General features: G+C 49.2%; 22 protein-coding genes and 1 tRNA gene. 5 read left to right on the top strand and 18 right to left on the bottom strand.

Translation table 11 applies throughout. The features are described from left to right. Positions 1-86: 86 nt before the first annotated feature. On the top strand, positions 87-1,385 hold the full coding sequence (locus tag MHH48_RS22140) for an MFS transporter (RefSeq protein WP_076322049.1): 1,299 nt from the start codon (positions 87-89) through the stop codon (positions 1,383-1,385). Here the strand turns inward: MHH48_RS22140 and MHH48_RS22145 are convergent. From MHH48_RS22145 to MHH48_RS22160, 4 genes are all read right to left on the bottom strand, one after another. Then, positions 1,375-2,052 (bottom strand): DUF4166 domain-containing protein, encoded by a 678-nt coding sequence (locus MHH48_RS22145; protein WP_076322050.1) that lies wholly within the window; start codon positions 2,050-2,052, stop codon positions 1,375-1,377. The genes MHH48_RS22140 and MHH48_RS22145 overlap by 11 nt on opposite strands. After that, entirely contained in the window at positions 2,036-2,995 is a 960-nt protein-coding gene (locus tag MHH48_RS22150; protein WP_076322051.1) for a DoxX-like family protein, read from the bottom strand. Before MHH48_RS22150 ends, MHH48_RS22145 begins: the two co-directional genes overlap by 17 nt. Positions 2,996-3,184: 189 nt before the next feature. Further along, entirely contained in the window at positions 3,185-3,823 is a 639-nt protein-coding gene (locus tag MHH48_RS22155; protein WP_076322052.1) for a response regulator transcription factor, read from the bottom strand. Beyond that, positions 3,820-5,166, bottom strand: a complete 1,347-nt coding sequence (locus MHH48_RS22160) for a sensor histidine kinase (RefSeq protein WP_076322053.1) — start codon at positions 5,164-5,166, stop codon at positions 3,820-3,822. The genes MHH48_RS22155 and MHH48_RS22160 overlap by 4 nt, the downstream gene beginning before the upstream one ends. Before the next feature lie 260 nt (positions 5,167-5,426). On the opposite strand from MHH48_RS22160, the gene MHH48_RS22165 reads away from it, so the two are divergent. The 3 genes from MHH48_RS22165 to MHH48_RS22175 are packed head-to-tail and all read left to right on the top strand — an operon-like array spanning position 5,427 to position 8,810. Next, on the top strand, positions 5,427-6,140 hold the full coding sequence (locus MHH48_RS22165; protein WP_076322054.1) for a polyphosphate polymerase domain-containing protein: 714 nt from the start codon (positions 5,427-5,429) through the stop codon (positions 6,138-6,140). Positions 6,141-6,143: 3 nt separating this feature from the next. Further along, positions 6,144-6,854: a DUF4956 domain-containing protein gene (locus MHH48_RS22170; protein ID WP_076322055.1), complete on the top strand. Its 711-nt coding sequence runs from the start codon at positions 6,144-6,146 to the stop codon at positions 6,852-6,854. Positions 6,855-6,872: 18 nt separating this feature from the next. Further along, on the top strand, positions 6,873-8,810 hold the full coding sequence (locus tag MHH48_RS22175) for a CotH kinase family protein (protein WP_076322056.1): 1,938 nt from the start codon (positions 6,873-6,875) through the stop codon (positions 8,808-8,810). Between the two features lie 93 nt (positions 8,811-8,903). On the opposite strand, the gene MHH48_RS22180 is transcribed toward MHH48_RS22175, so the two are convergent. The 10 genes from MHH48_RS22180 to MHH48_RS22225 form a co-directional block, all read right to left on the bottom strand. Next, a complete protein-coding gene (locus MHH48_RS22180; RefSeq protein ID WP_076322057.1) occupies positions 8,904-9,221 on the bottom strand; it encodes a hypothetical protein in 318 nt (105 codons plus the stop codon). A gap of 144 nt (positions 9,222-9,365) precedes the next feature. After that, the gene (locus tag MHH48_RS22185) at positions 9,366-10,010 is read right to left on the bottom strand and encodes a TVP38/TMEM64 family protein (RefSeq protein WP_083659612.1); all 645 of its coding nucleotides are present in this window, start codon (positions 10,008-10,010) and stop codon (positions 9,366-9,368) included. A 23-nt stretch (positions 10,011-10,033) separates the two neighbouring features. Continuing rightward, complete coding sequence (locus MHH48_RS22190; RefSeq protein WP_076322058.1) at positions 10,034-10,504, bottom strand: DinB family protein; 471 nt, start codon at positions 10,502-10,504, stop codon at positions 10,034-10,036. After that, a complete protein-coding gene (locus MHH48_RS22195) occupies positions 10,497-11,096 on the bottom strand; it encodes a DUF4269 domain-containing protein (RefSeq protein ID WP_076322059.1) in 600 nt (199 codons plus the stop codon). The genes MHH48_RS22190 and MHH48_RS22195 overlap by 8 nt, the downstream gene beginning before the upstream one ends. 38 nt (positions 11,097-11,134) lie before the next feature. Then, positions 11,135-11,941 carry a GNAT family N-acetyltransferase gene (locus MHH48_RS22200; protein ID WP_076322060.1) on the bottom strand — a complete coding sequence of 269 codons (807 nt, stop codon included), beginning with the start codon at positions 11,939-11,941 and terminating at the stop codon, positions 11,135-11,137. Positions 11,942-12,032: 91 nt separating this feature from the next. Further along, entirely contained in the window at positions 12,033-12,752 is a 720-nt protein-coding gene (locus tag MHH48_RS22205; RefSeq protein ID WP_076322061.1) for a DsbA family oxidoreductase, read from the bottom strand. Positions 12,753-12,885: 133 nt separating this feature from the next. Further along, positions 12,886-13,353: a uridine kinase gene (locus MHH48_RS22210; protein WP_256720483.1), complete on the bottom strand. Its 468-nt coding sequence runs from the start codon at positions 13,351-13,353 to the stop codon at positions 12,886-12,888. A gap of 314 nt (positions 13,354-13,667) precedes the next feature. Further along, a complete protein-coding gene (locus tag MHH48_RS22215; RefSeq protein ID WP_042226070.1) occupies positions 13,668-14,162 on the bottom strand; it encodes a VOC family protein in 495 nt (164 codons plus the stop codon). 812 nt (positions 14,163-14,974) lie between these two features. Next, on the bottom strand, positions 14,975-15,235 hold the full coding sequence (locus MHH48_RS22220; protein WP_076322198.1) for a YqkE family protein: 261 nt from the start codon (positions 15,233-15,235) through the stop codon (positions 14,975-14,977). Between the two features lie 131 nt (positions 15,236-15,366). After that, positions 15,367-15,439 (bottom strand) — tRNA-His (locus MHH48_RS22225). 192 nt (positions 15,440-15,631) lie between these two features. Between MHH48_RS22225 and MHH48_RS22230 the strand changes: the two genes are divergently transcribed. Beyond that, positions 15,632-16,480 (top strand): alpha/beta fold hydrolase, encoded by an 849-nt coding sequence (locus MHH48_RS22230; protein ID WP_076322062.1) that lies wholly within the window; start codon positions 15,632-15,634, stop codon positions 16,478-16,480. Between the two features lie 72 nt (positions 16,481-16,552). On the opposite strand, the gene MHH48_RS22235 is transcribed toward MHH48_RS22230, so the two are convergent. From MHH48_RS22235 to pulA, 4 genes are all read right to left on the bottom strand, one after another. After that, the gene (locus tag MHH48_RS22235) at positions 16,553-17,068 is read right to left on the bottom strand and encodes a GNAT family N-acetyltransferase (RefSeq protein ID WP_076322063.1); all 516 of its coding nucleotides are present in this window, start codon (positions 17,066-17,068) and stop codon (positions 16,553-16,555) included. 2 nt (positions 17,069-17,070) lie between these two features. After that, positions 17,071-17,526 carry a RidA family protein gene (locus tag MHH48_RS22240; protein ID WP_076322064.1) on the bottom strand — a complete coding sequence of 152 codons (456 nt, stop codon included), beginning with the start codon at positions 17,524-17,526 and terminating at the stop codon, positions 17,071-17,073. Positions 17,527-17,657: 131 nt separating this feature from the next. Beyond that, positions 17,658-19,262 (bottom strand): S-layer homology domain-containing protein, encoded by a 1,605-nt coding sequence (locus MHH48_RS22245; RefSeq protein ID WP_076322065.1) that lies wholly within the window; start codon positions 19,260-19,262, stop codon positions 17,658-17,660. A gap of 106 nt (positions 19,263-19,368) precedes the next feature. Continuing rightward, positions 19,369-21,321 (bottom strand): type I pullulanase, encoded by a 1,953-nt coding sequence (gene pulA / locus MHH48_RS22250; protein WP_076322066.1) that lies wholly within the window; start codon positions 21,319-21,321, stop codon positions 19,369-19,371. Positions 21,322-21,332: the final 11 nt, after the last annotated feature.

Here is a 21,332-nt window from a genome sequence, read left to right on the forward strand (position 1 = left end):
CTCCACTCACATATAATATTTCTTCCTCCCTTATGTGGAACCTGCTAGAATAGAGGTTGCTGCTGTAAAATTTAGGGGGTATCATCATGGGTTTCATTCAACAGTCGGCAAAAGAAATGCATTCTTGGCCGCGTAACATCAAGCTGTTTTTTCTAGCTAACGTGCTGTATCAGATCGGTACCGGCATGTTTAGCGTGCTCTACAATTTGTACATACAAGGCCTTGGATATAATGACTCCATGAATGGAACAGTGGTCAGTATTCAATCCCTGGCAACGGCACTGATGTTCATTCCGATTGGCCTGATCGGAGACCGTGGCAGCCGCAAACGAATCCTCGTCCTTGGGGCGTTGTTAAGCGGTGCAGGACTGATCGCGCGCTCTTTTCTTGAAAGCGAGTTCAGCTTGCTTGGTCTTGCAATATATACCGGTTTATTCGCATCCTTTTTTCAGGTGCTGGCTATCCCCTTTTTAGCGGAAAACACGGCGAAAGCGGCTCGCATGCGGGTCTTTAGCATCCATGCCTCGCTTGTTCTTGCTTCTCAAGTGCTCGGAAGCATGGGAGGCGGATTCTTGGCGGATGCCCTGCAGGCCGTTGGTATGAACAAGGTCGGCAGCTTGAAAACCGCGCTTTTCATAGGCGGCCTGGCAACCTTTGCGGCGTTTATCCCGCTCTTGTTCACAACCGATCAGAAGGCCGAGGAGATACAGGCACTGGATGCACCGCTTACGGATCATCAACCAGCTCAGGCAGGAGGAGCTGTTAACACCTCCGGTTTGGGGGATTACAAAGTCATCGGTCAGTTCGCGCTTGCCCAATTGTTAATCGGCCTGGGTTCAGGGCTTGTCGTGCCTTATTTGAATTTATATTTTACCAACCGCTTCTCGATATCGTTATCGGCTGTCGGCATTCTGATATCACTCGGACAAGTCATGACTATCGTATCGATGCTGATTGGACCTACACTGGTGAATCGGGTGGGAGCCGTCAGGGCCGTGGTGCTCTTTCAAGTCCTATCCTTGCCCTTCCTGCTGTTAACCGGGTTCACGAACGTACTCCTCATCGCATCGGTCGGCTTCCTGTTCCGCCAAGCCCTGATGAATGCTGCCAATCCGATACAGTCCTCTATTCTGATCGACCGCGTACCGGATCACCGAAGAGGAATCGCCAATTCGGTCACGCAAACAGCCTTCATGCTAGGCTGGGCTACCATGGGACCCGTACAATCTAAACTCGTCACCACTTACGGCAGCTATTGGGGATATGCGATCACATTTTGTATTACCGGAACGCTATATGTTGTATCTTCGTTTCTATACTACCGAATGTTCCGTGAGCGAAAGAGCAGCAGCCTCTCCTCCTCTGATACTACCGCTACTCTCTAACCTCAACCCGCAGAGGTTTCACATGTAGCGGAACAGCTCCATTGGCTACAGCCATGATCCGGGCCTGAAAGCTTCCCTTGTACCGGAAGACAGGCCCCCATATCGGATTGTCCACCTCAACGGAGATCCGGTATTGTTGATTCCCGTCATCATACCACTCGCATACATCGGCTGTTCCGGTGAGCCACCGGGGAACTCGAAACTGCAAAAGCCCCTCATAAAACCTCTGCTCCCCCGATTGAATGCGAATTCCGCCGTTAGCCCCCGCGGCTATCCGGAGATCGACCGCCAGGTGCTGTTTATTCCCTAAATAATCCACGACACGGCTGCGCTGCGCACTATAGATCATCGTGGCATCAAACCGCCTCTGAATGCCCGAAAAATCAAAGCTGCGACACCACGTCACCGTTTCTCTTCCCCATTCATCCCGATAAGCATAGTTCTCAATCCGAAACGGGATCCCTTTCCCTCGATTTGGAAACATAATATGCCGCGTCGTGCCTATATAGAGAGGCAGTGCAGCCCAAGGCGCGTACCAGATCTCTTCCATGATGCCTTCGCCAATCGAAGCGATGTGATCCTTGCTGTCAAACCCGAACCGCTCCTGAATTTTGGGATGGAGCTTTTGAAATTGCGAGTCTAGCGCTTGTTCATAGATCGAGGTCATGATCATTCACTCCTTTGCCGGATGTATGCCCGATAACCGGTCTTCGTCTTCGAGCCGGACGGTAAGCGCTTGGCAAATCCGAAGCGGACAGCGAAGCCATCAAGCAAAACCCCATCATGGATCCGCTAAGCGTTAACGGATTGAATGGGGCCTTCATTAACTCGGGATCCGTTATCCATGCTCCAAGCATCAAGATCGCAAGCAAAATCATCATCAGCCTGTACCACAACCAGTTCTTGTGAAAGAGCAATGTCAATAAACCGACGCCGATCTCGGTTATGCCGAGCAAGATCAGCACCACCCTCTCCTGCCCTCCAGCCAGGCCTGACTGCCTCAATAGATCAAGCTCCCCGGCTTCCGGGAACAACAGCTTCGGTACCAGCCCCTCATAACACCATAGAACGACCAGCATAAACACGCACAAGGCATGGATGAAAGCCTTCCGGATCGTAGCCGAAGGCGGAATATCCTTCTCTGCCCACAAACGCAGCACATCAAAGCTCCATGCCGTCGCCGCGCCGAATAAAGGCCGGAACAGCAAGCGGTCAAACCAGGCGCCCGCCATGCCGAACCGCGTTTTGTAATCGTATTGGGTAGAGAAGCTGATGACCCCGCTCCCCTGGTCCGCATATTTCCAATAGCCGCTTCCCTCCCGAATTAGGGAGCTGCGCTGATCCGAGCCGAATCGCAGCACCGAGATCCGATTTCCCGTCTTCGGGCGGACAGCCGTTTTCGTGGCTCCCGCTCCTGTAACTTCCAGTCCGAACCCAATGCGGGTTTTATATAAAAAACGCTGGATGCCCGAATCAGCCTTCGGTAAATAATGAATCTCGGAAAATCGCAGATCCCACTGTTGATGCAGCTCAGGCTTTTGCGTCAACGTCCACAACTTATCCATCTCCGTCTTGATATCGAGTTCAACATAGATCGGATTTCTCTTCATGCGCTCAGCTCCCCTTGGGATGTCCTTTCGTTACTTAAGCCGGACACCTCTCTATTTACAAGTCATTTTACAGCCGCCGGGGACTCGCCGTCAGACCTCACTTTTGTAGAACATACCAAGAAGAGGTACTACGTTTCGTAGTACCTCTTCCGATCCTTCCATATGATCCAGTCTTAATCTGCACCAGAGCTAGTTGTCGTTCTTTCTCACAATCCCTTTGCGGCGGACCTTCTCCACGGCTTCCCTGCTGCTTCTTACCCCGAGCTTTTTCAAAATTTTATTGATCTGGTTCTTGAGCGTGCTCTCGGTTTTGAACAGCTTCTGCTCCATCTGGGAATGGGTGTACCCTTCATCCAACAGATCAAACACCTCACGCTCCGCAGGCGTTAAGCCGCGTAACTGCTCTTCGCGCTTGAGGCGGGCAAATTCCTTGAGCAGCACCTCCATCGACCCCGGATGAAACACCGCGCTTCGGATCGCTGCCGGAAGCTCCTTAAACCTCGACTTCTCAATATAATTGATGGCTCCAGCCGTAAAGGATTGCATGATCGCCAACTCGTCACCGAGCGAGGTCAGCATGATGGCCTTGGCCTGCGGTTTACGATCAAGAATTTCGGCGGCGGTGTATATCCCGTCATGTCGACCTGCAGTCAGCTGAATATCCATAAGCACGATGTCAAAGGAGAGGATTTGCGCCATCGCAATCGCTTGCTCGGGCGACTCGGCCGTCCCGACAACGATCATATCTTCCTGCGCATTTAGAAAAACGGTCATCGATTTAATCCAATCCGGGTCATCCTCTACCAAGAAGATTTGTATGCGATTCAAGCTTCTTCCCTCCCGGATAAACGAATAATTTTACTACGCGGAATATATAACGTAATCTCCGTACCAACCGCTTCACGGCTCTCCAGACCTACGGAACCTCCGCTTTTCTTCATCACGTTATACACATACGACAAACCAAGCCCGAAGTTATCCTTCTTATGACCCTTGGTGCTGTAAAAAGGTTCAAACACCAGCTCCTGCTGCGCTCTCGGAATGCCAATCCCGTTATCCTTAACGGAAATCGCCGCTCCTTTGCGGTCTGCGATTATCGTTATCGTAATCAGCCCTCCTTCAGGCATCGCCTCCACACTGTTACGAATGAGATTGCTGATCGATTCCTTCAAATGGACGGTATCCGCGAGCAGCCACGGCCGCTGACTACAGATCACCTTCAATTCAACGCCATGCCTGCGCAGCTGATCCTGTTCACGGAGCTGCAGTTCAGCAAGCAGCTGATCCACGCGGACAGGCTGTTCCACCAGCTTGAATGCCTTCATCTGCTGCTGCATGCGCCCCACCATGGCAAGCAGATGTTCCGATGAGTTCGCTATGACTTCAAGCTGTTCGATGGCAACGCCGTTGTCCTGTGGCAGCAGCCGCTTTACGTTTTCCGTGCTCATCGCAATCTTCCCGATCTCGTTCTTAATCGTATGATTCAGCATCGATGTCCCCGAGCTGACGGCTTGCATCGTGCGATCCAGCGGATCGCGCTCGAATTTCAGGCGTACGCCCAGGACGCCGTACACAAAGGTACAGATGACGGCAACGCCCAGTGAATACAAAATGAACAAGGAGACATACCGGAACGAATCATAACCGGGCGAGATCAGGTTTCCCACATTAATCAGCAGCATCACACCGAGTAAGGTAGGTACCATAATCCAGGTGGTGATCCACATGCTTTTGCGTTTTTGCGGATTCATCTCTTGGGACAACGCGTGAATAAGCAAGGCACATGCGGCCACATAATAGGGAACCGTCCACACGAATAACCAGCCATAATGAATTCGGTAACCCTCCGTCAAAAGCACTTGTGCCAGCATCGCGAGCACCGGCAGAAACAAGCCTATTTTGAAATCGCGCATTCTCTTATGATGCTGAGGTCTGCGGGTATACACCATGCAAAATATCAACACGCCGTACGGTGTCAGGGTATGGTTGAGAAATTGTGTCCACGGCTCGTACCGGACCGGAATAAAACCGGAAGGCGCAAGCAAATCCGTCAAGCCGCCGATCCCTGCGCTCCATAGAAAAAAAGCCGCCCAGCGGTTCACCTCGCTCCGAGGCTGATTGAACAGCAGCACAGCCGCCGCGCTCCACAGCGCTACCACATAATATATCATGACGCATCGTCCATTCTCTTCGCGAATATAGTTTCATCCTACCATAATTGTAACAGCAGCGGGACCTCCTTCCTTACCTCCACGAACAAGCACGATCCACCGAATCATGAATTCCGTCTACTTCGAAATCTCGATTTTTACATAGCGAAAACATTCAGTTTACATTCAGCCGCGTTTAAGAAAGATATCAGGAACGATTGATAGGATAGATTTCGTAAGCAAACAAGCAAACGAATGATAGAGAGAAACGAGGTGGAATCATGACGACCCCATTGAAATACCGGAACGAGCTGAAATTTTTTGTGAATATTCACCAGTATCAAATCATCCGTCAACGATTGAGAAATCTGGTGAACTACGATCAGCATGCAGGACCTGGCGGGGAATATCACATTCGAAGTTTGTACTTTGATGATATCAACAACAAAGCGTTATACGAGAAGCTGGCTGGGGTTCGGGACCGGGTGAAATACCGCATCCGCATCTACAACGTAACCGACGACACCATCCATTTTGAGAAAAAAATCAAATTCCGGGATTACATCGCCAAGCTGAAGGAGCCGCTCACAAGGGAGATGGTTGATCAGATCATGGCCGGTCAATACGAATGCCTCTATCAACCAGACAAGCCATTGATGATGGAGCTGTATCACGAGATGAAGCATAAGCTGCTGCGGCCCAAGGTCATTGTCGATTATGTCCGGGAGCCGTATGTCTGTCCTAACGGAAATGTCCGGATTACGTTTGATAAGGAGCTTCGAACCGGCCTGCACTCCACGGATCTGTTCAATCGGAATCTGCTGCCCATCCGGGCGATCGATGAGAATCTGATCATACTGGAAGTCAAATATGACGAGTATATCCCGGATTACATCAAAATCGCGCTGCAGCTGGAAGGACTGGGCCGTCAATCGGCCTCCAAGTACGTGATGTGCCGCAAATTTCTGAAATATAACACATGGGAGGATCAATAATTCATGAACACCACATCTACATCAAGCAGTACAAGCACCACCAATTTTTCGGATATCATCAAAAACTCCGTCATGGAAAACTTCGTATCCGATATCAGCATCGCCAAAATCCTGATTACGCTGTCCGTTGCTTTCGTTATCGGGCTATTTATTTATCTGCTCTATAAAAGAGTCTTCAGCGGCGTGCTGTATTCCAAAAGCTTTAACGTGTCTCTGATCGGGATGACCATGATCACGGCCGTTGTCATCATTGCCATTAACTCAAATCTCGTGCTCTCGCTCGGTATGGTCGGCGCACTCTCCATCGTCCGTTTCCGTACGCCCATCAAGGATCCAACCGATCTGATCTTCCTGTTCTGGGCCGCGGTTGCCGGGATCGTAACCGGAGCCGGGTTCTACACGCTGGCAGTCATCGGCTCCATCGCAGTCGGTCTTATCCTGTTCTTCTTCATTAAAAAAGCAACTGTGGATACGCCTTATCTGCTCGTGATTCATTGCGATAATGAGCAGAGCGAGCAAGCCGTAAAAGAACAAATCGGTCAAGCCGTGAAGCGTTATAATCTGAAGCAAAAAACCGTGACGCCAGGCAGCATTGAACTGACACTGGAAGTAAGGCTGCGTGACGCCGAAGGCCAGTTCGTAAACAAGCTGTCCCAGCTCTCGGGTGTCCATAACGCGGTACTGATCAGTTACAGTGGCGACTATGTATCCTAAGTTAGGCGGTGGTCAGAGATGAAAAAGATAAGAATGACGGTCCTGCTGTCCCTTGTGCTGACCATATTCCTCCTGATCTCAGGCTGCCAATGGACACCCACAGCTGCCGAAACGGTAAGCAGCACGGAGAGTGATGCCCAGCAGGAGCAAATCGATTCAACGGTTTTTCCGAAGGATAAGGTCATAGATGTTAAAATCACGATGGACGAAGCGGATTTTCAGAATATGCTGGACAACGCCAGCGCCGAAGAATATAAAGAAGCATCCGTCAATTACAACGGCATACAATTTGATCATGTCGGCATTCGTACCAAAGGCAATTTAAGCCTGCGCAGCGTGGTCAATTCGGACTCCGACCGCTACAGCTTCAAAATATCCTTTGACGAATACCTCAATCAAACCTTGAATGGAATCAGTAAAATCAATCTGAACAACAACTATAGCGACGCCTCGTATATGCGGGAATTCCTCACCTACGAGCTGGCGGATTCCGTCGGACTGCCGACACCCGGCTTCTCTTACGTCAATGTATACGTTAACGATGAATTATGGGGGTTCTACCTCGCAATTGAACAGATTGGCGACTCCTATCTGGAGCGTCATTTCGATCATTCGTACGGCGCGTTGTACAAGGCCGAAATGAACGGTGCGGGCAGCGATCTGACTTGGCTTGGCAATGACCCCGATTCCTATACCGGACTTGTCATGAAATCCAAATCATCCAACGACGATGTATTGATCGATATGCTGGACGAGCTCAATAACGGCACCGATTATGAGAAGGTTCTGGACGTGGATAATGTACTTAAGTACGTTGCCTTGAATGTCGTTGCTTCCAATATGGACAGTTATCTGGGGATGAACAAACAGAACTACTACCTGTATGAGAACAATGGCATCTTCTCTGTCCTGCCTTGGGATTATAATATGGCATTCGGAGGATTTGGGGGCTCCAGCATCCTCATTGACGAGCCAACCCAGGGAGCCTTGGCGGAACGACCCCTGATTGCCAAACTGCTCGAGGTTGACGAATATAAGGAACGCTATCACGCCATCCTCTCGGAGATGCTGGAAGGCTACATGCAGCAGGAAACATTCAATGAGCGGGTGGCGCAATTACAAGACTTAATTTCCGAACACGTAAAGAAAGACCCAAGACCCTTCTATTCCTATGAGGATTACGAGCAATCCATCCCGACATTGACCTCATTCGTGGAAGAGTCAACGGATAATATCCAGCAGCAGCTGGATGGAACGATCCCTTCCGCAGGCGATGGAAACGGCAGCGGCGGCATGGGCCCTGGGGGTGGTGGTGGCATGCGACCTGGTGGTGGTGGCGGACTGGTACCTGGCGGGAATAACAGTACGCCACAGCCTAATTCGAATGGAGGCACCCAGGGAAACACTACTGATACTGATATTGGCACGAGCACGACACCGGGTGGAGATGGCGGCAGCGGGACGAATGGAAATGGGATGCTTCCCCCTAACGACACCCTGGCCGGAGGCATCTCTGGCGGAAACACGTCCGCCAACAGCAACGGTGCTACGCCTGAACCTTCTGGCGACGCGTCGGGAAGTAGTGCAGACGTTACCTCAGGCAAAGCTGAAGGAGGTCCTGATCCTGACACCGTACCTACAGGGGATGAACCTTCCTTGTCAGTCGGATCGAGCGCAACCCCCCCTTCTACTGGAAATCAATCAACCATGCCTCAGGACCCCGGCCAGAATGGTCAAGGCCAGATGCCGGATTTCCCTCAGGGGCAGATGGGGAACGGATTCGAGTTTGGCGGTCAAATGCAGGGAGGTAGGGGGATGGGCCGGCCGGTCGATTGGTCAAACGGGGCTGCCGAGGAACAAGGCAGTGCCAAGGAGGCCTTGTACGCCGGAGTATCCATCGTGCTGCTTCTTCTCTCTTGTCTCTTGGTAACGCTGTATAAACGTAAAAGACTGTAATCATCAAACAAGGGGCAGTTCCAAAGGTCGATACCTTTGGAACTGCCCCTTTAAATCCCATCGTTCGAGCTTATAACCGATGAATTACACCAATTATACTATGAACCACGTGATCATGATGGGCGCTCCGATAAGGATCATGCCCAGTGCCATGACAATCCTCGTCGTATTTCTAGACAGCTTGTGCTGGGTCGCGGTTGAACGATACCAACCGCTGAACTGCAGGCGATTCCGGTAAAGCACAAGAAACAACAGTACATTCCCCACGAACAGGAACAGGAAATATAGTCCGTTCCAAGGTATCCAGGCCTTCAGTATTTCATGTTCAATGTTGCCCAGAACCGTTACAAAGATCATCATTATGATCATCATACGTATCATTTCGAGAATGGATGAGGCCAATTTTGTCATAACACTTACTCCCTTTTCAATCATGCTGGTTTTGACATTACTATTTTTCCATTATACAGCAAAAGGCGAGATCGAGATATGCCAAAAGACGATATGGTCATGAAGAACCATACCGTCCGTTTTTTTCCTCAGCCATGATGCTATTCAATGGGTCTCGAGCTCTGCTTGTTGATCGTGTACCGATTGTTTTCTTATAAAGTATGAATCCAGCTTCCGACTGACCAACAAGGACAGCACGATAAAGGCAAGGACACCGAACAATTTAAAAGGTTCCGCAATAAAATCGGACAGGTTGGCACCGATGTAAGAGACACAGAATACCATAATGCCCTTGCCCAAGGTTACAGCCATCAGATAGGACATCAGGTTCATTCTAGCTAGCCCGGCGGCTACGTTGACCGCTACAAACGGCCCTACGGGGAGTATGCCAAGCAGGAAAACGTAACTGAAACCGTTGCGCTGAATCCAGCGCATACCACGCTGAACTTTAGGTTTATTCGCCCAGCGTTCGATCAGTGCTGTACCGGATATTTTGCGCACGATGAGAAAGGTCGTTAAGCATCCTGCCACCATGCCGATCCAAGAGTAAAGAAACCCGGCCCACAGCCCATACACCGCCGCATTCACACCTACAATCACGATCGTGGGCATCGGTGGAATGAAGGATTTCAGAAAAGTCAGAAGGATGCCCGGCAGAGGGCCTAATGCTCTAAATTGTTCTAATAACCATTCCAGATTGCTCTCTGTAAAGTAAGACATGATGTCCAAGTAGCCAATCAATGACTTCACCCATTTCTGCTAAGTATTGCCGACTAGCTGACTTGAAGCACCTGATTCAGCTGAGCCAGATGGTGGTTGTCGTGCCAGATGAAATCCCGCATAAATTGCGCTACCTCAAAGGGATGCCCGTCCCCGTCCGTGTACCGCAGCTCATATGACGTTTCAGGCAGGGCTTCGATCGCCCGAATCAGCTTCTCCCTTGCGGTTATCGTCTGATCCACCAGCGCTTCTGTTGATAACGTCTTGGCATATTGCCTCGACTGTTCATTGAAAGTATCATAATCCATATGCCGGACGGTCAATGCATCCCCTGTAGAAATTTTGGCAATGGCTTCATTGTAAAAATACTCATCCCAGCGCATAATATGGCACACCACATCACGTACTGCCCATTTCCCCTCTGCAATCGGGGTGCTCCAGAATCCCTCTTCCTGTTCCGCGAATTCTCTCGCTTTGCCGATCCATGCGGAATACTCATTCAGCAGCTGCTGTTTGTCACTCATACTCATTCTCCTTGTCCATATAAGATTTAATATAGGCGTCCAGTCGATCCTCCGGCCAGTGATACATCTTGAGCAGCTCCTCATAAGGATCGCCAGTAATATGTAACAGCTTCGCAAAGGCAGGCTCCGTCTTGTAACCCGACCTCTTCAGCTCGATAATTCCTTGTCTTGCAGTTTCACCGAGTCGCTTCAAAAGCTTGTATTCCACAATCATATGACGGTAACCATTCTGCTTCGTCGAAGGTATTGGCTGTGCAAAAATCTCGAATTCCCACCCCTTATACTGAAAACGCGCTACCGTTCGATCCACGTTGTTGACCGTACGGGATGAGCATGTGAAATTCGAAACAAGTTGACTATAATGCGTCGTGAGCTCTCGCTCAAAACGGGCAAAATCCGTCACATGGCATATGATATCGAGATCGCTTGAAGCGATGTCAATCCCAATAGGGATTGTACCCACCAATATCGGGTTGCAGGGTTTCAAATGATCCCATAGTCTAAGCTCGTCTATAACCATGGCAGCTTGCTTCTGTTTAGCAGAGCCTAGTTGTAAGTACTCCAAATTAAGAAAATCCATATGTTCTTGCATGTCTGCCACCACCTGCATTACTGCTCTGAACTTTCAGGCTAGCGCTCGGTCCACGTCGTCCGAACATAACCCAGCTTCATGCCAATCGATTCCATATTACGATGGCTCTGCGATAAGAAGGCACATTGGGAGGCAATCAGATCGCATCCTGCAAGCTTCGCCTCCTGTATTCTCCTACGAAGCAGCTCCTGCTGCAAGCCCTGTCTACGATGCTCCGGGAGTGTTGCCGCAAATGTTAGTGACGCTGACGATTGATTTACATACATGACGCCAGCTGCAGCCGGTTCATCTTTGACATAAGCGATATAGAAGCTCCATCCCGGGCGTGAATACAATACACGATTATTCGCGGCTACAGATGGAATTCCTTGATCAGGCAATCCTGTTCCACGACAATGAACTTTAGCATAATCCTCAAATTCATCTTTGTCTATTGTTCTGATCACAATTCCATTACCTTGCATCCCCTTCATCTCTTGCGGGTTCATATACATGGAATTATGAAAAGCAGATTGATAGAATCCGCGATCGACAAGCGCAGTTAGGACTTCCTGATTCACCAGGCCGGGTACGATCTCAAACTGGAATTTGCGGTCCCTCGATCGATAAAAGTCGATGATATCGTCCAAGTTATTCAGATCCTCTGAACGCATTCCTTTCACCGTGTTAAAAGAAAGCCAAGGCATCGTCTTGCTGTACAAGCACAGTACATGGCCGAAGCGCTTCATTTCGACCCCTTCGGGATTTCCGGTCCGACCTTCGATTGCTTTCATTCGATCAAACATATAATCCGTTTCCGAATCCTGAATTCGATGGATAAGTTCCTCAGATGGAAGATGCCGCATATGGCCTCCTATGTATTATGATTAGTAATTGGAAAAATAGAGCCCGAAGATCGTTTACTGATGCTTCGGGCTCTTACTTGCTGTGTATGTTTTATTTCGCGCTGCCCGGCAAATCGCAAGATCCGTCGGCACACATGCCGTCGCTGCTGTCGGAGTCATTCACCATCACTAGCGGATTCGCTTCACGATAAGCCTTATCTAGAGCGTCCGTGAACACTTCCAGCGGCTGCGCACCGGACACGGCGTATTTGCCTCCCAACACGAAGAATGGCACTCCCCGAATTCCTAAATTTGTTGCAGCTGATTCATCTGCCCTTACTTCCGATTCGAAATCGTCACTCTCGAGCGCGGCCACTGCCTGATCCCGCTCCAGGCCGACTTCAGCCGCCAGATCAGCCAATCGATTCTTATCACCAAGATTCTCGCCGTCTGTAAAGTGTGCACGGAACAACCGCTCCGTCATTTCTTTCATTTTACCATGTCCGGATGCAAAATGAACCAGGCGGTGAGCATCAAATGAATTGGCCGGGATGACGCGATCCATATGATAAGTAAGCCCGACGCTTGCCGCTTGCTGGGTCACGTTGCCGTTCGCAGCCTTAGCCTGTTCGATACTCATGCCGTATTTGGATGCCAATATCTCATCCATGGAAACCCCGGTCTTATACGATGCACTGGGATCCAGCTCAAAGCTGCGGTATACCACCTCAACCTGATCTTTATTAGGGAATTGCTCCAAAGCCGATTCGAAACGGCGTTTACCAATATAACAGAACGGACACATAAAATCCGACCATATTTCAACTTTCATTCTTTACGCCTCCTAGCGAGTATGAATACTGACTTACTTATTGTAACCCGCTTTCAGCATGACATCAACACCTCACATGAATACGGAGAGGTCTTACATGGATGTTCCAAGATACCGAGTACAAGCACGCCTGTTATCTAAGCGGGTTCCTGTTCTCCAGTAATCTGGTTAGAATCCAATCACTCACAACCTCAAAGCCTTGTTTTCCCTTCAGGGAACTATTCATTACCAGATCCGCATGCCAGCGGGTAGGCTCAACATATTCATCGTGTCTGTATCTCACAAGCTGTAAATATTCCTGAAGCACACTTTCCTCGTTATGCCCCTTATCGATAAACCAGCGGTTTCTGCGAAGCATTCTTTCTTCTGCAGGGCAATCTACGAACAGTTTCAAATCAAGGGTGTTCCGAAGATATTCGAATTGATACAAGAGAAATCCTTCCATGACGATTATATCGTATTTGCCACGATGGACGGCGTGATCATAATCCTCGGTCAGACGCTCGATATCGACGGCATCCGGATGGTTAAAATCCTCAAAAATTTGATTCGTGAAGGGTGCCTTGGCCAAGGGCCTAACGGACTTATAGAGCTTGTTCAAAAAGCCTACTCTCATTCTAAATAACAGCAGGGTAACTAACCTGTATAGACTTCAATATTGGAAATGAAAGGGCGATATGACGGTCGGGTGTCGTTTGTGCCAACATAGACACCTTGGACAGTACCCAATTTTGGACAGACTTATCCCGTTGGTGATTCATTTCTTTTTTAGGCTCTGTTATCCTTGATTGTTGATTTCTGGCCAAAAGAAAAACCGCCCTATCAATCATACGGCGGTAAATTCTGAACTAACGTTTTCCGTTATCAATGACTCGCGGTACGGTCTTCCCCCAGTCTGTAACGGCAAAGTGCACTTTATCCCTCATACGCTTGCATCAAAGTTTTTATGTCAATTTTACTCTTCGTTTGGAGCAATGCTTTCATAACTCTTTCTGATTTTTCTGGATCTGGGTCGCTTACCATCTCGGTTAGAGTGGAAGGAATAATTTGCCACGACACGCCATACTTATCTTTTAGCCAACCGCAGTTTTGAGCCTTTTCATCTCCGCCTTCGGAGAGTTTTTCCCAAAAATAGTCCAATTCATCTTGATCTTCACAGTTCACGATAAATGATATTGCCTCTGTGAATTTGAAATACGGACCGCCATTTAAGGCTACGAATTCTTGCCCGTCCAGTTGAAATTCCACAGTCATTACGGTTCCTTCTGGTATCCCGTGATTATCTTTGCCATGGTGAGTGATTCTTCCTATCTTCGAATTTTTAAAAATAGAAGTGTACAACTCTGCCGCCTGTTCGGCTTGTGTATCAAACCACAAGTTTGGCGTGATTTTTTGGATTTTGTTATTCATAATTTTTACCTCCTTAATATTCAAGAGTTTTAGTAGGTTTATACACAATACAAATTAGCATAAAAAATGAGCCATGATTTCTTTCAAATTGCTATGTTTAAAAAGTTACAGATGTAAAAATTAAGCATATCACAAATAAACTAATCGGCCCGTTAACGGAACGAGGCCACCGATCGTATTCCTGCGGCAGTTGAGAGCTATTTGATGCTAACTCCGCACATTCGCAAAATACACCATGCTCATAGGGATGATCGTCATATTTTTTATGAAAAAAAGGATTGCATTGTAAGCAGATTCATTATCATACGATTCGATACCGAGAAGCGACATGATCCAGGGAACCGTCCCTTGGTTTAAACCAAAATTCCATCCACAAGGGAGTCTTTTTTTGGAAGCCTTCGACTTCGGATATACATCGTTTAGAAAAGACACTCCAGATAGTCGACTTTTAGCCCTTCGATTTTCTTCATCATTTCAATGAGCGGCAACATTACTTTAACGTCCGCGGTGTCGTTAGGCAGAATAATGGAGAACAAGACAATCGGCCCTTTGGGACTTGGACAAACAATGGAATGCTTGCGGTATCCAATGAAAAATTTGTTCTGGTTGGCCTTCGTTCGCTGAACGCCGCAAGTGGCATCCGGGTCGGAATACGTCTTCTCGCATTCACACGTGCTCTGTTAGGTTCCAATATTATACAACCGATCCAAGGAAGTTGAAAGTTCCTGCGTTGCAAGAAACACATCAACCGGCGTACTCTCACACAAGGCAGACCGCGATAACGAAAAAAACAGACAGCAAACCGCCGTCTGTCACTTATATTTTTTCCAATCCATCTCGCTGTGTTCCAGTAAATACTCAAAATCATTATCGCGCCGCTTCTGTTCAGCCTTGCGCACAGCTTCCCGTTCCTGCCTTTCCTGCTCAAGCCGCTCGGCTTCATTTGCTTTCAAGGATTCGGTCGTTGCCTTCAACTTCGCCAGAACTTGAGGGTCCAGCATATCCTTTAACGTTGCGGGTTTATCGGCAGCTTCAGTTCGCGGCAATGGGGATGTTCTTTTCTTTTTTGCCATGATGTTCACCTCGATTTCCACATCATTATATCATCTTATGTACGGTCTGGCATCTATATATGTTGGGAATAACCACGAAAAAAAAGAGAGCCTATCGGCTCTCCTTCCCATTATGCATACTTTACTTTGAGGGCGATCGATGGGACTTGAACCCACGAATGCCGGAGCCACAATCCGGTGCGTTAACCCCTTCGCCACGACCGCCAAGATAATGAGTATTTCATATTCTCGAGAATACATTTTATCAGACATCAATCCATTTAGCAAATTGTAATTTTTTACAGTTTATTCTTGATTTCAACGGAAAGAACGTACTATACTTACTTGAACTCCAACATCTGAGAATAGAGCCCTTTTTCGATACAATATGATTTAAGCATAGGAGGTAGGACATCGATGATCTATCATATTGATTATGTCTCAGAGGGATTACATGTCAAGGGGTATCTGGGTCTGCCGCCGCAATTGCCCCGTTCAAGCACCCATGAGATGTCCGAAGCGGTCGATGCCATACCCGGCGTAACGGTAGTCGGCACGCTTGCATGCTCATTGAATAAGGACACTGTCCCGGAAGGATCCTTCGGGTCAACTGAACCTAAGCTGCCACTGGTCCTGTATTGCCGCGGCGGCATTGGACGGGTTGGGGCGGTAAGGTTAAAATGGGTCGAAGAATTCGCAGCGCAAGGATATGCGGTGTTTGCTCCAGCCTATCGTGGGAATGAAGGCAGCGAGGGCAGGGATGAATTCGGCGGTGCCGATACGATGGACGTGATCTCCGCAATCGAATGGCTATCGTGCATTTCATGGATAGATAACAAACGTATCCATCTGTTAGGCTTTTCCCGCGGGGCGATCAATGCTGCCGTGGCAGCCGCCCTGTCGTCGCATGTATCCAAAATGATTCTCTGGAGCGGCGTCTCCGACCTGGCCCAAACCTACGAGGAACGAATCGATCTGCGCAGAATGATGAAACGCATCATTGGCGGTACGCCAACCAAGTTTCCGGAACGATACCTTCTCCGGTCTCCGATCCATTATGCGGACCGAATCCGATGTCCGGTCCTGATTGTCCATGGGACACGGGACGAGCAGGTCCTGGTGGAACATAGTTACCGGATGCTGGACAAGCTTCAAGAGCAGGGACATCAGCCGGAAGCCCATCTGTACGAAGGTCTTGGGCATCATTTCCCGCCGCCGCAGCATGCAGCGGCGATCAACCGGATGTTCGACTGGTTGAAGAAATAAGTAGAAGTTGAGGAGCGCCCCTCACTTCTACTTATCTCTCTCCAAGCGCGTGTTGATTGGCATTGCTTCCAACTAGTTGTGCCCAGCAGCCGTTTCAATCCAGTATTTACACGTTCCGTTCGTAATGGAACTTAATTCACCGTGATTCCATTCAATGATGCAACGGGAAGCCAGGTTGGATTCATCACAGGTCAGAAGGACCCGGCTTATGTTTTTGTCATAGGCTTTCTTGACCAACTCCGCCAGCAGCCGCTTGCCATATCCTTTTCCACGCTCCGACGGCCTGATGACATACCCGATATGTCCCCCTAGCTCTAGCAGATTCTCATTCAGTCGGTGTCTCAGCTTACCGTATCCTAGAGGCTTGTCGTTATCGTATAACCAATATATCGTCTGAGGAACATACTCATTCGGAAGATCGATGCCTCTCGCCATTTCGTAATTGCGCTGCACCTTAGAGGCGAACTCTTCCATGCCTCCGCTATTTAGACCATTAACGAAGCCATTCCCGCCCTGGCCGATTTCCTGGACCATAAGCAGCAGGCTTTCATCCTCCTTCACCTGCAGCTCCCTTATCACTAATGCCATGCCTATTCCTCCACTTGAAAGATTGAATCTACAATGACAGGCAGCTGATCCCGTAAGGATACGGCTCCGAATACGGATCTGGCGTGAATCCCTTGATCCCCGAATACATCAAGCATCAAGTCCGAGAATCCATTCAATACCTTATGATGCTCCTTATAGTCGGTTGTCGCGTTAACGAAGCCTTGAACCTTGACCACGCGCTTCACTTTATCAAGTGATCCCAGGCCTTCTCTCAATACGGCCAGGACTTCAATTCCGGTCAGGCGAGCATATTCATAGCCCTGTTCTGTTGTGTAATGTTCGCCCAATTTGCCCCTTGGCTGTCCTGAGGGTCCTTTCCCTGAAACATACATCAATCCGTTAACAACGACATAGTTGGCATACTTCGCTGCTGGCGAGCCTGCTTTAGGTAGGCTGATGCCCAGCTCCTTCAGACGTTCCTCCGCACGAACGGTCATATGATCACTCCTACAGGAAAAATATTCAATATAAATTCCAACTATTGTATCACGGAATGACCTTTTTACAAGTAAAAAAAAGACCAACCTCACTTTTGGAGGCTGGTCTTGATATGCGACATATCGGATGTTTAGATCCGGAACGAATAATAAGCATACCGTTCCGCATTATGAATGGCCTGCCATACGTCCGTCGTCTCGGCGCCCGGATACCAGTAGGCATAACCGGCAATCTGATATTTGGCGGCCATAAGATGTTTCATGGATAAAGAACGGGACTCCTCGGTCCATATACGATGCTGAATGCCGCCGCTGCTATAAGCTGCTTCATACTGTGCCACGCTGGCATTCCATGTTAATGAAGCCTTGTTCAGGCGAATGCGATGTCCTTGCTCGGCCAAACTAATGTCCTCCGAGGATACCGACGAAGCGATCCGCCAATCCCTCGTGTACAGCGGATACGCGATGATGCTCTTCTTAGCCGGAACTTGGGTCCGCAGCTTGCTCAGCGCGGATTCACTCCATGGCAGCGATGATACGGAGCCCGCTTTGGGCGAACCGCCCCAGTGCTGGTCATAACTCATGAGTACCATATAGTCCACCTGAGTGCCAAGGGTTGCGTAATCGAATGCAGCCGTCCAATCCGTATTCAGATCAGGTGAAACATCGATGGATAACTTGGCTCCAAGCCGTCTCATCTCTATGGATAATTGCGTGATAAAGGCCGTCAGATTCTGACGATCCTGTGGCATGACGTTCTCAAAATCAATATTGATCCCATCCAATCGATACCGGGAGACATTCGCTGTAATACTGTCAACGACAGACTTCCGGGACTGTGCGCTGCTTAAAACTTGATGAGTTCCTTCCGCATTCCCGCGGTTCCCCACCATTGCCCACACCTGCCGGCTGTTGTTATGAGCCCAATTCAACAGCTCCTTGTCGGTATGGTCCGTCAGCTTGCCGTTAGCTTCCATGTAGTACCAGCGCGGTACCAGAACATTCAATCCGGCCCGTTTGGCATAGGAGATGTATTGATTCGTTGTACCGTTATACAACCAGCCCATATGAATATTTGCAGGCGTCTGGCTATCGATCATGGACTTCACATTTCCCGACTGCAGGACCCGATCCAGCAGCATAGCCGTTTCCTCTCGGGTGATCGCGTCCTGCGGCCTGAACTGTCCCTTACTCCCTTGCAGCCAGCCTGTATCAGTCGCTTTGCCAACGGCATTCCAAGCCCATTCCGCGATGGAAGCAGAATCCGTGTATTGGCCGGCTGTATTTCCGTTCATATATCCATTTTCTTTCATGGCACGAATCACCATCACAGCGGCCTCTTGCCTTGTTATGGAAGCATTGGGGTAGAACCGATAACCGTTCCCCTCAACCATGGACAAATTAAGTCCCGCGTGAACCCAGCCATAATACCATGCTGATTGGGAAACATCCCGAAACGCGGGCAAGTCATTCTGAACGGGCTCCAACTTGAGCATTCTGGCAACCATGGCCATGAATTCGGCCCGGGTCACCGGATTTCGCGGCAAAAAAGCTCCTGTGCCATCCCCGCTTACGATACCTCTCTTGGCCAGACGCTGGATCGCGTCTTTGGCAAAGCTTTCCGAGATATCGTGAAAATCGGTCGGGCTAGGAGCTTGAGCCGCTGATGCCTGAAAAAGGCCAAAGAGCGATGTAAATGACAACAGCAAACAAAGTGACAGGAAATATTTCTTCAAAGGGACGCCTCGATTCTATTCTATCAATCTGATACCATCAGCATATCAGATGATCATAGAATCAGGCATTATTCATTTCTTGGTAATATTCACTGCCGGCATAGATTTAACAGGTTAATACGACAGCACCGATCCCTTCTACGACAAGGGAATCCCGGGTTAGACGCCTAATATGCTCTTCGCCTAGCAGAATCTTCCATTCGCCCAGCTCAGGTAAAGCCAGAGAGGACTCTTTCCGTGCGGCATAATAGAGCACATAGATATGCTTCTGTGGATCGCCGCCCGCATGATCGCGAAGCGAGAAAGCAACGGCATGCCCAGGGCACGGTTCAAACCGAAGATGCTTACGAATCGACGCCGCATCCCTCATTCTGAATGCCGGGTGATTCTTGCGGAGCTGAACGAGCCGTTGAATGTATTTCACTCCATCCTGATGCTCCGATGCCATACCCCAGTCCAGCCGATTCACTTCATCACTAGCATTATAGCTGTTCTCCACTCCGTTCTTGGAGCGATAATACTCTTGACCAGCATGCAGAAAAGGGATGCCTTGACTGGTCAGAATCATCGCCGATGACAGCCGGTGCATATCGCGACGTATGGCATCATTCTCCCCTTCTGTCGACAGCATAATTTTGTCCCATAGGGTATGGTTATCATGACACTCTACGTAATTTACGCACTGATCCGGCTCGGAAGCAAACGCCTTAATATCTTTGGAATACGGAATGCCGCCCACGATGCCTTGCCTCACCTTGTCTTCATATCCATCTCCGCCGCTCACAAAGCCTCTATAATCAAACTGGAAGATGTCTCCTTTGACCGTATCTCGAAAACCGTCGTTAAAATGTGCGATTCGCGGCATCACAGCTGCTTGCTGCTGATTCGCTCGCTTCTTCTCATCCAGCTCGGTATTCATGACCCAACCTTCACCGATCGTGATGATACTCGGATCAATTTCGTCCAGGCGGGCCCGGATTTCATTCATCGTCTCCACATCCATTAAACCCATGAGATCAAAGCGAAAACCGTCGATCCGGTACTCCTTCACCCAATGCAGGACGGATTCCACAATGAATTTCCGCATCATCGGACGCTCGGATGCCGTGTCGTTTCCACACCCGGATCCGTTGGAGAATTTGCCGTCCTTCGTATAACGCAGATAATATCCGGGGACCAGCTTCGTGAAATTGATCAGATACCCGTCATATACATGGTTATACACCACATCCATGATGACCCGAAGGCCATGATCGTGGAATGTCTGAATCAACTGCTTCAATTCACGAATCCGAACCTCAGGCACATACGGATCCGTAGCATACGAGCCTTCGGGAGCATTGTAGTTCTTCGGGTCGTATCCCCAATTGTACTGCGGCTCATGAAGCCTGGTTTCGTCCACGCTTTCCGTTGCAAAATCATAGATCGGGAGCAGCTCCACATGCGTGGCCCCAAGCTCGACAATATGATCAAGCCCTGTGCGAATCCCTCCCGGACCTTGGGTGCCTGTCTCCGCCAGGCCTGCAAACTTGCCTTTATGCTTCACTCCGCTGCCTTGATGAATGGTGTAATCACGAACATGCAGTTCATAGATTACGGCATCCAGAGGACTATGAAATGGCGGTTTGTCTTCTGTCCAGTGCTCTGGATCGGTCGAGGCCATGTCCAAGATGTAAGCACGATCGCCATTTACGCCTACGGCAGCAGCGTAGGGGTCGACAGCTTCGTTCCATTGATCCCCGATAAGGACCTGGTAGGTGTAGAACATCCCTCGAAGATTTTCTCCTACTTTCAGCAGCCAAGTTCCCTTCACATCACGCGTCATCGCGATTCGCCGGGCTTCTACTGCCTGCCAATCCGGATAGAGCAGAACGTAGGCCTCACTAGCAGTCGGTGCCCACAGGCGAAACGCGGACTCTTGCGGTTGGTAGGTTAAACCCAGATCCGTTCCATCGTAATAAAAAAGCTTGTCAAATTCCTTATCAAAGACGGAGACTCCCCCGGTGACCGCGGGATCTCCGTAGTGAATAACAGCATTGCTTTCTTTTTGTACCGACAAGATGTCCACTC

The sequence above is a fragment of the Paenibacillus sp. FSL F4-0100 genome (genome assembly GCF_037993005.1).
Taxonomy (GTDB): domain Bacteria; phylum Bacillota; class Bacilli; order Paenibacillales; family Paenibacillaceae; genus Paenibacillus_AQ.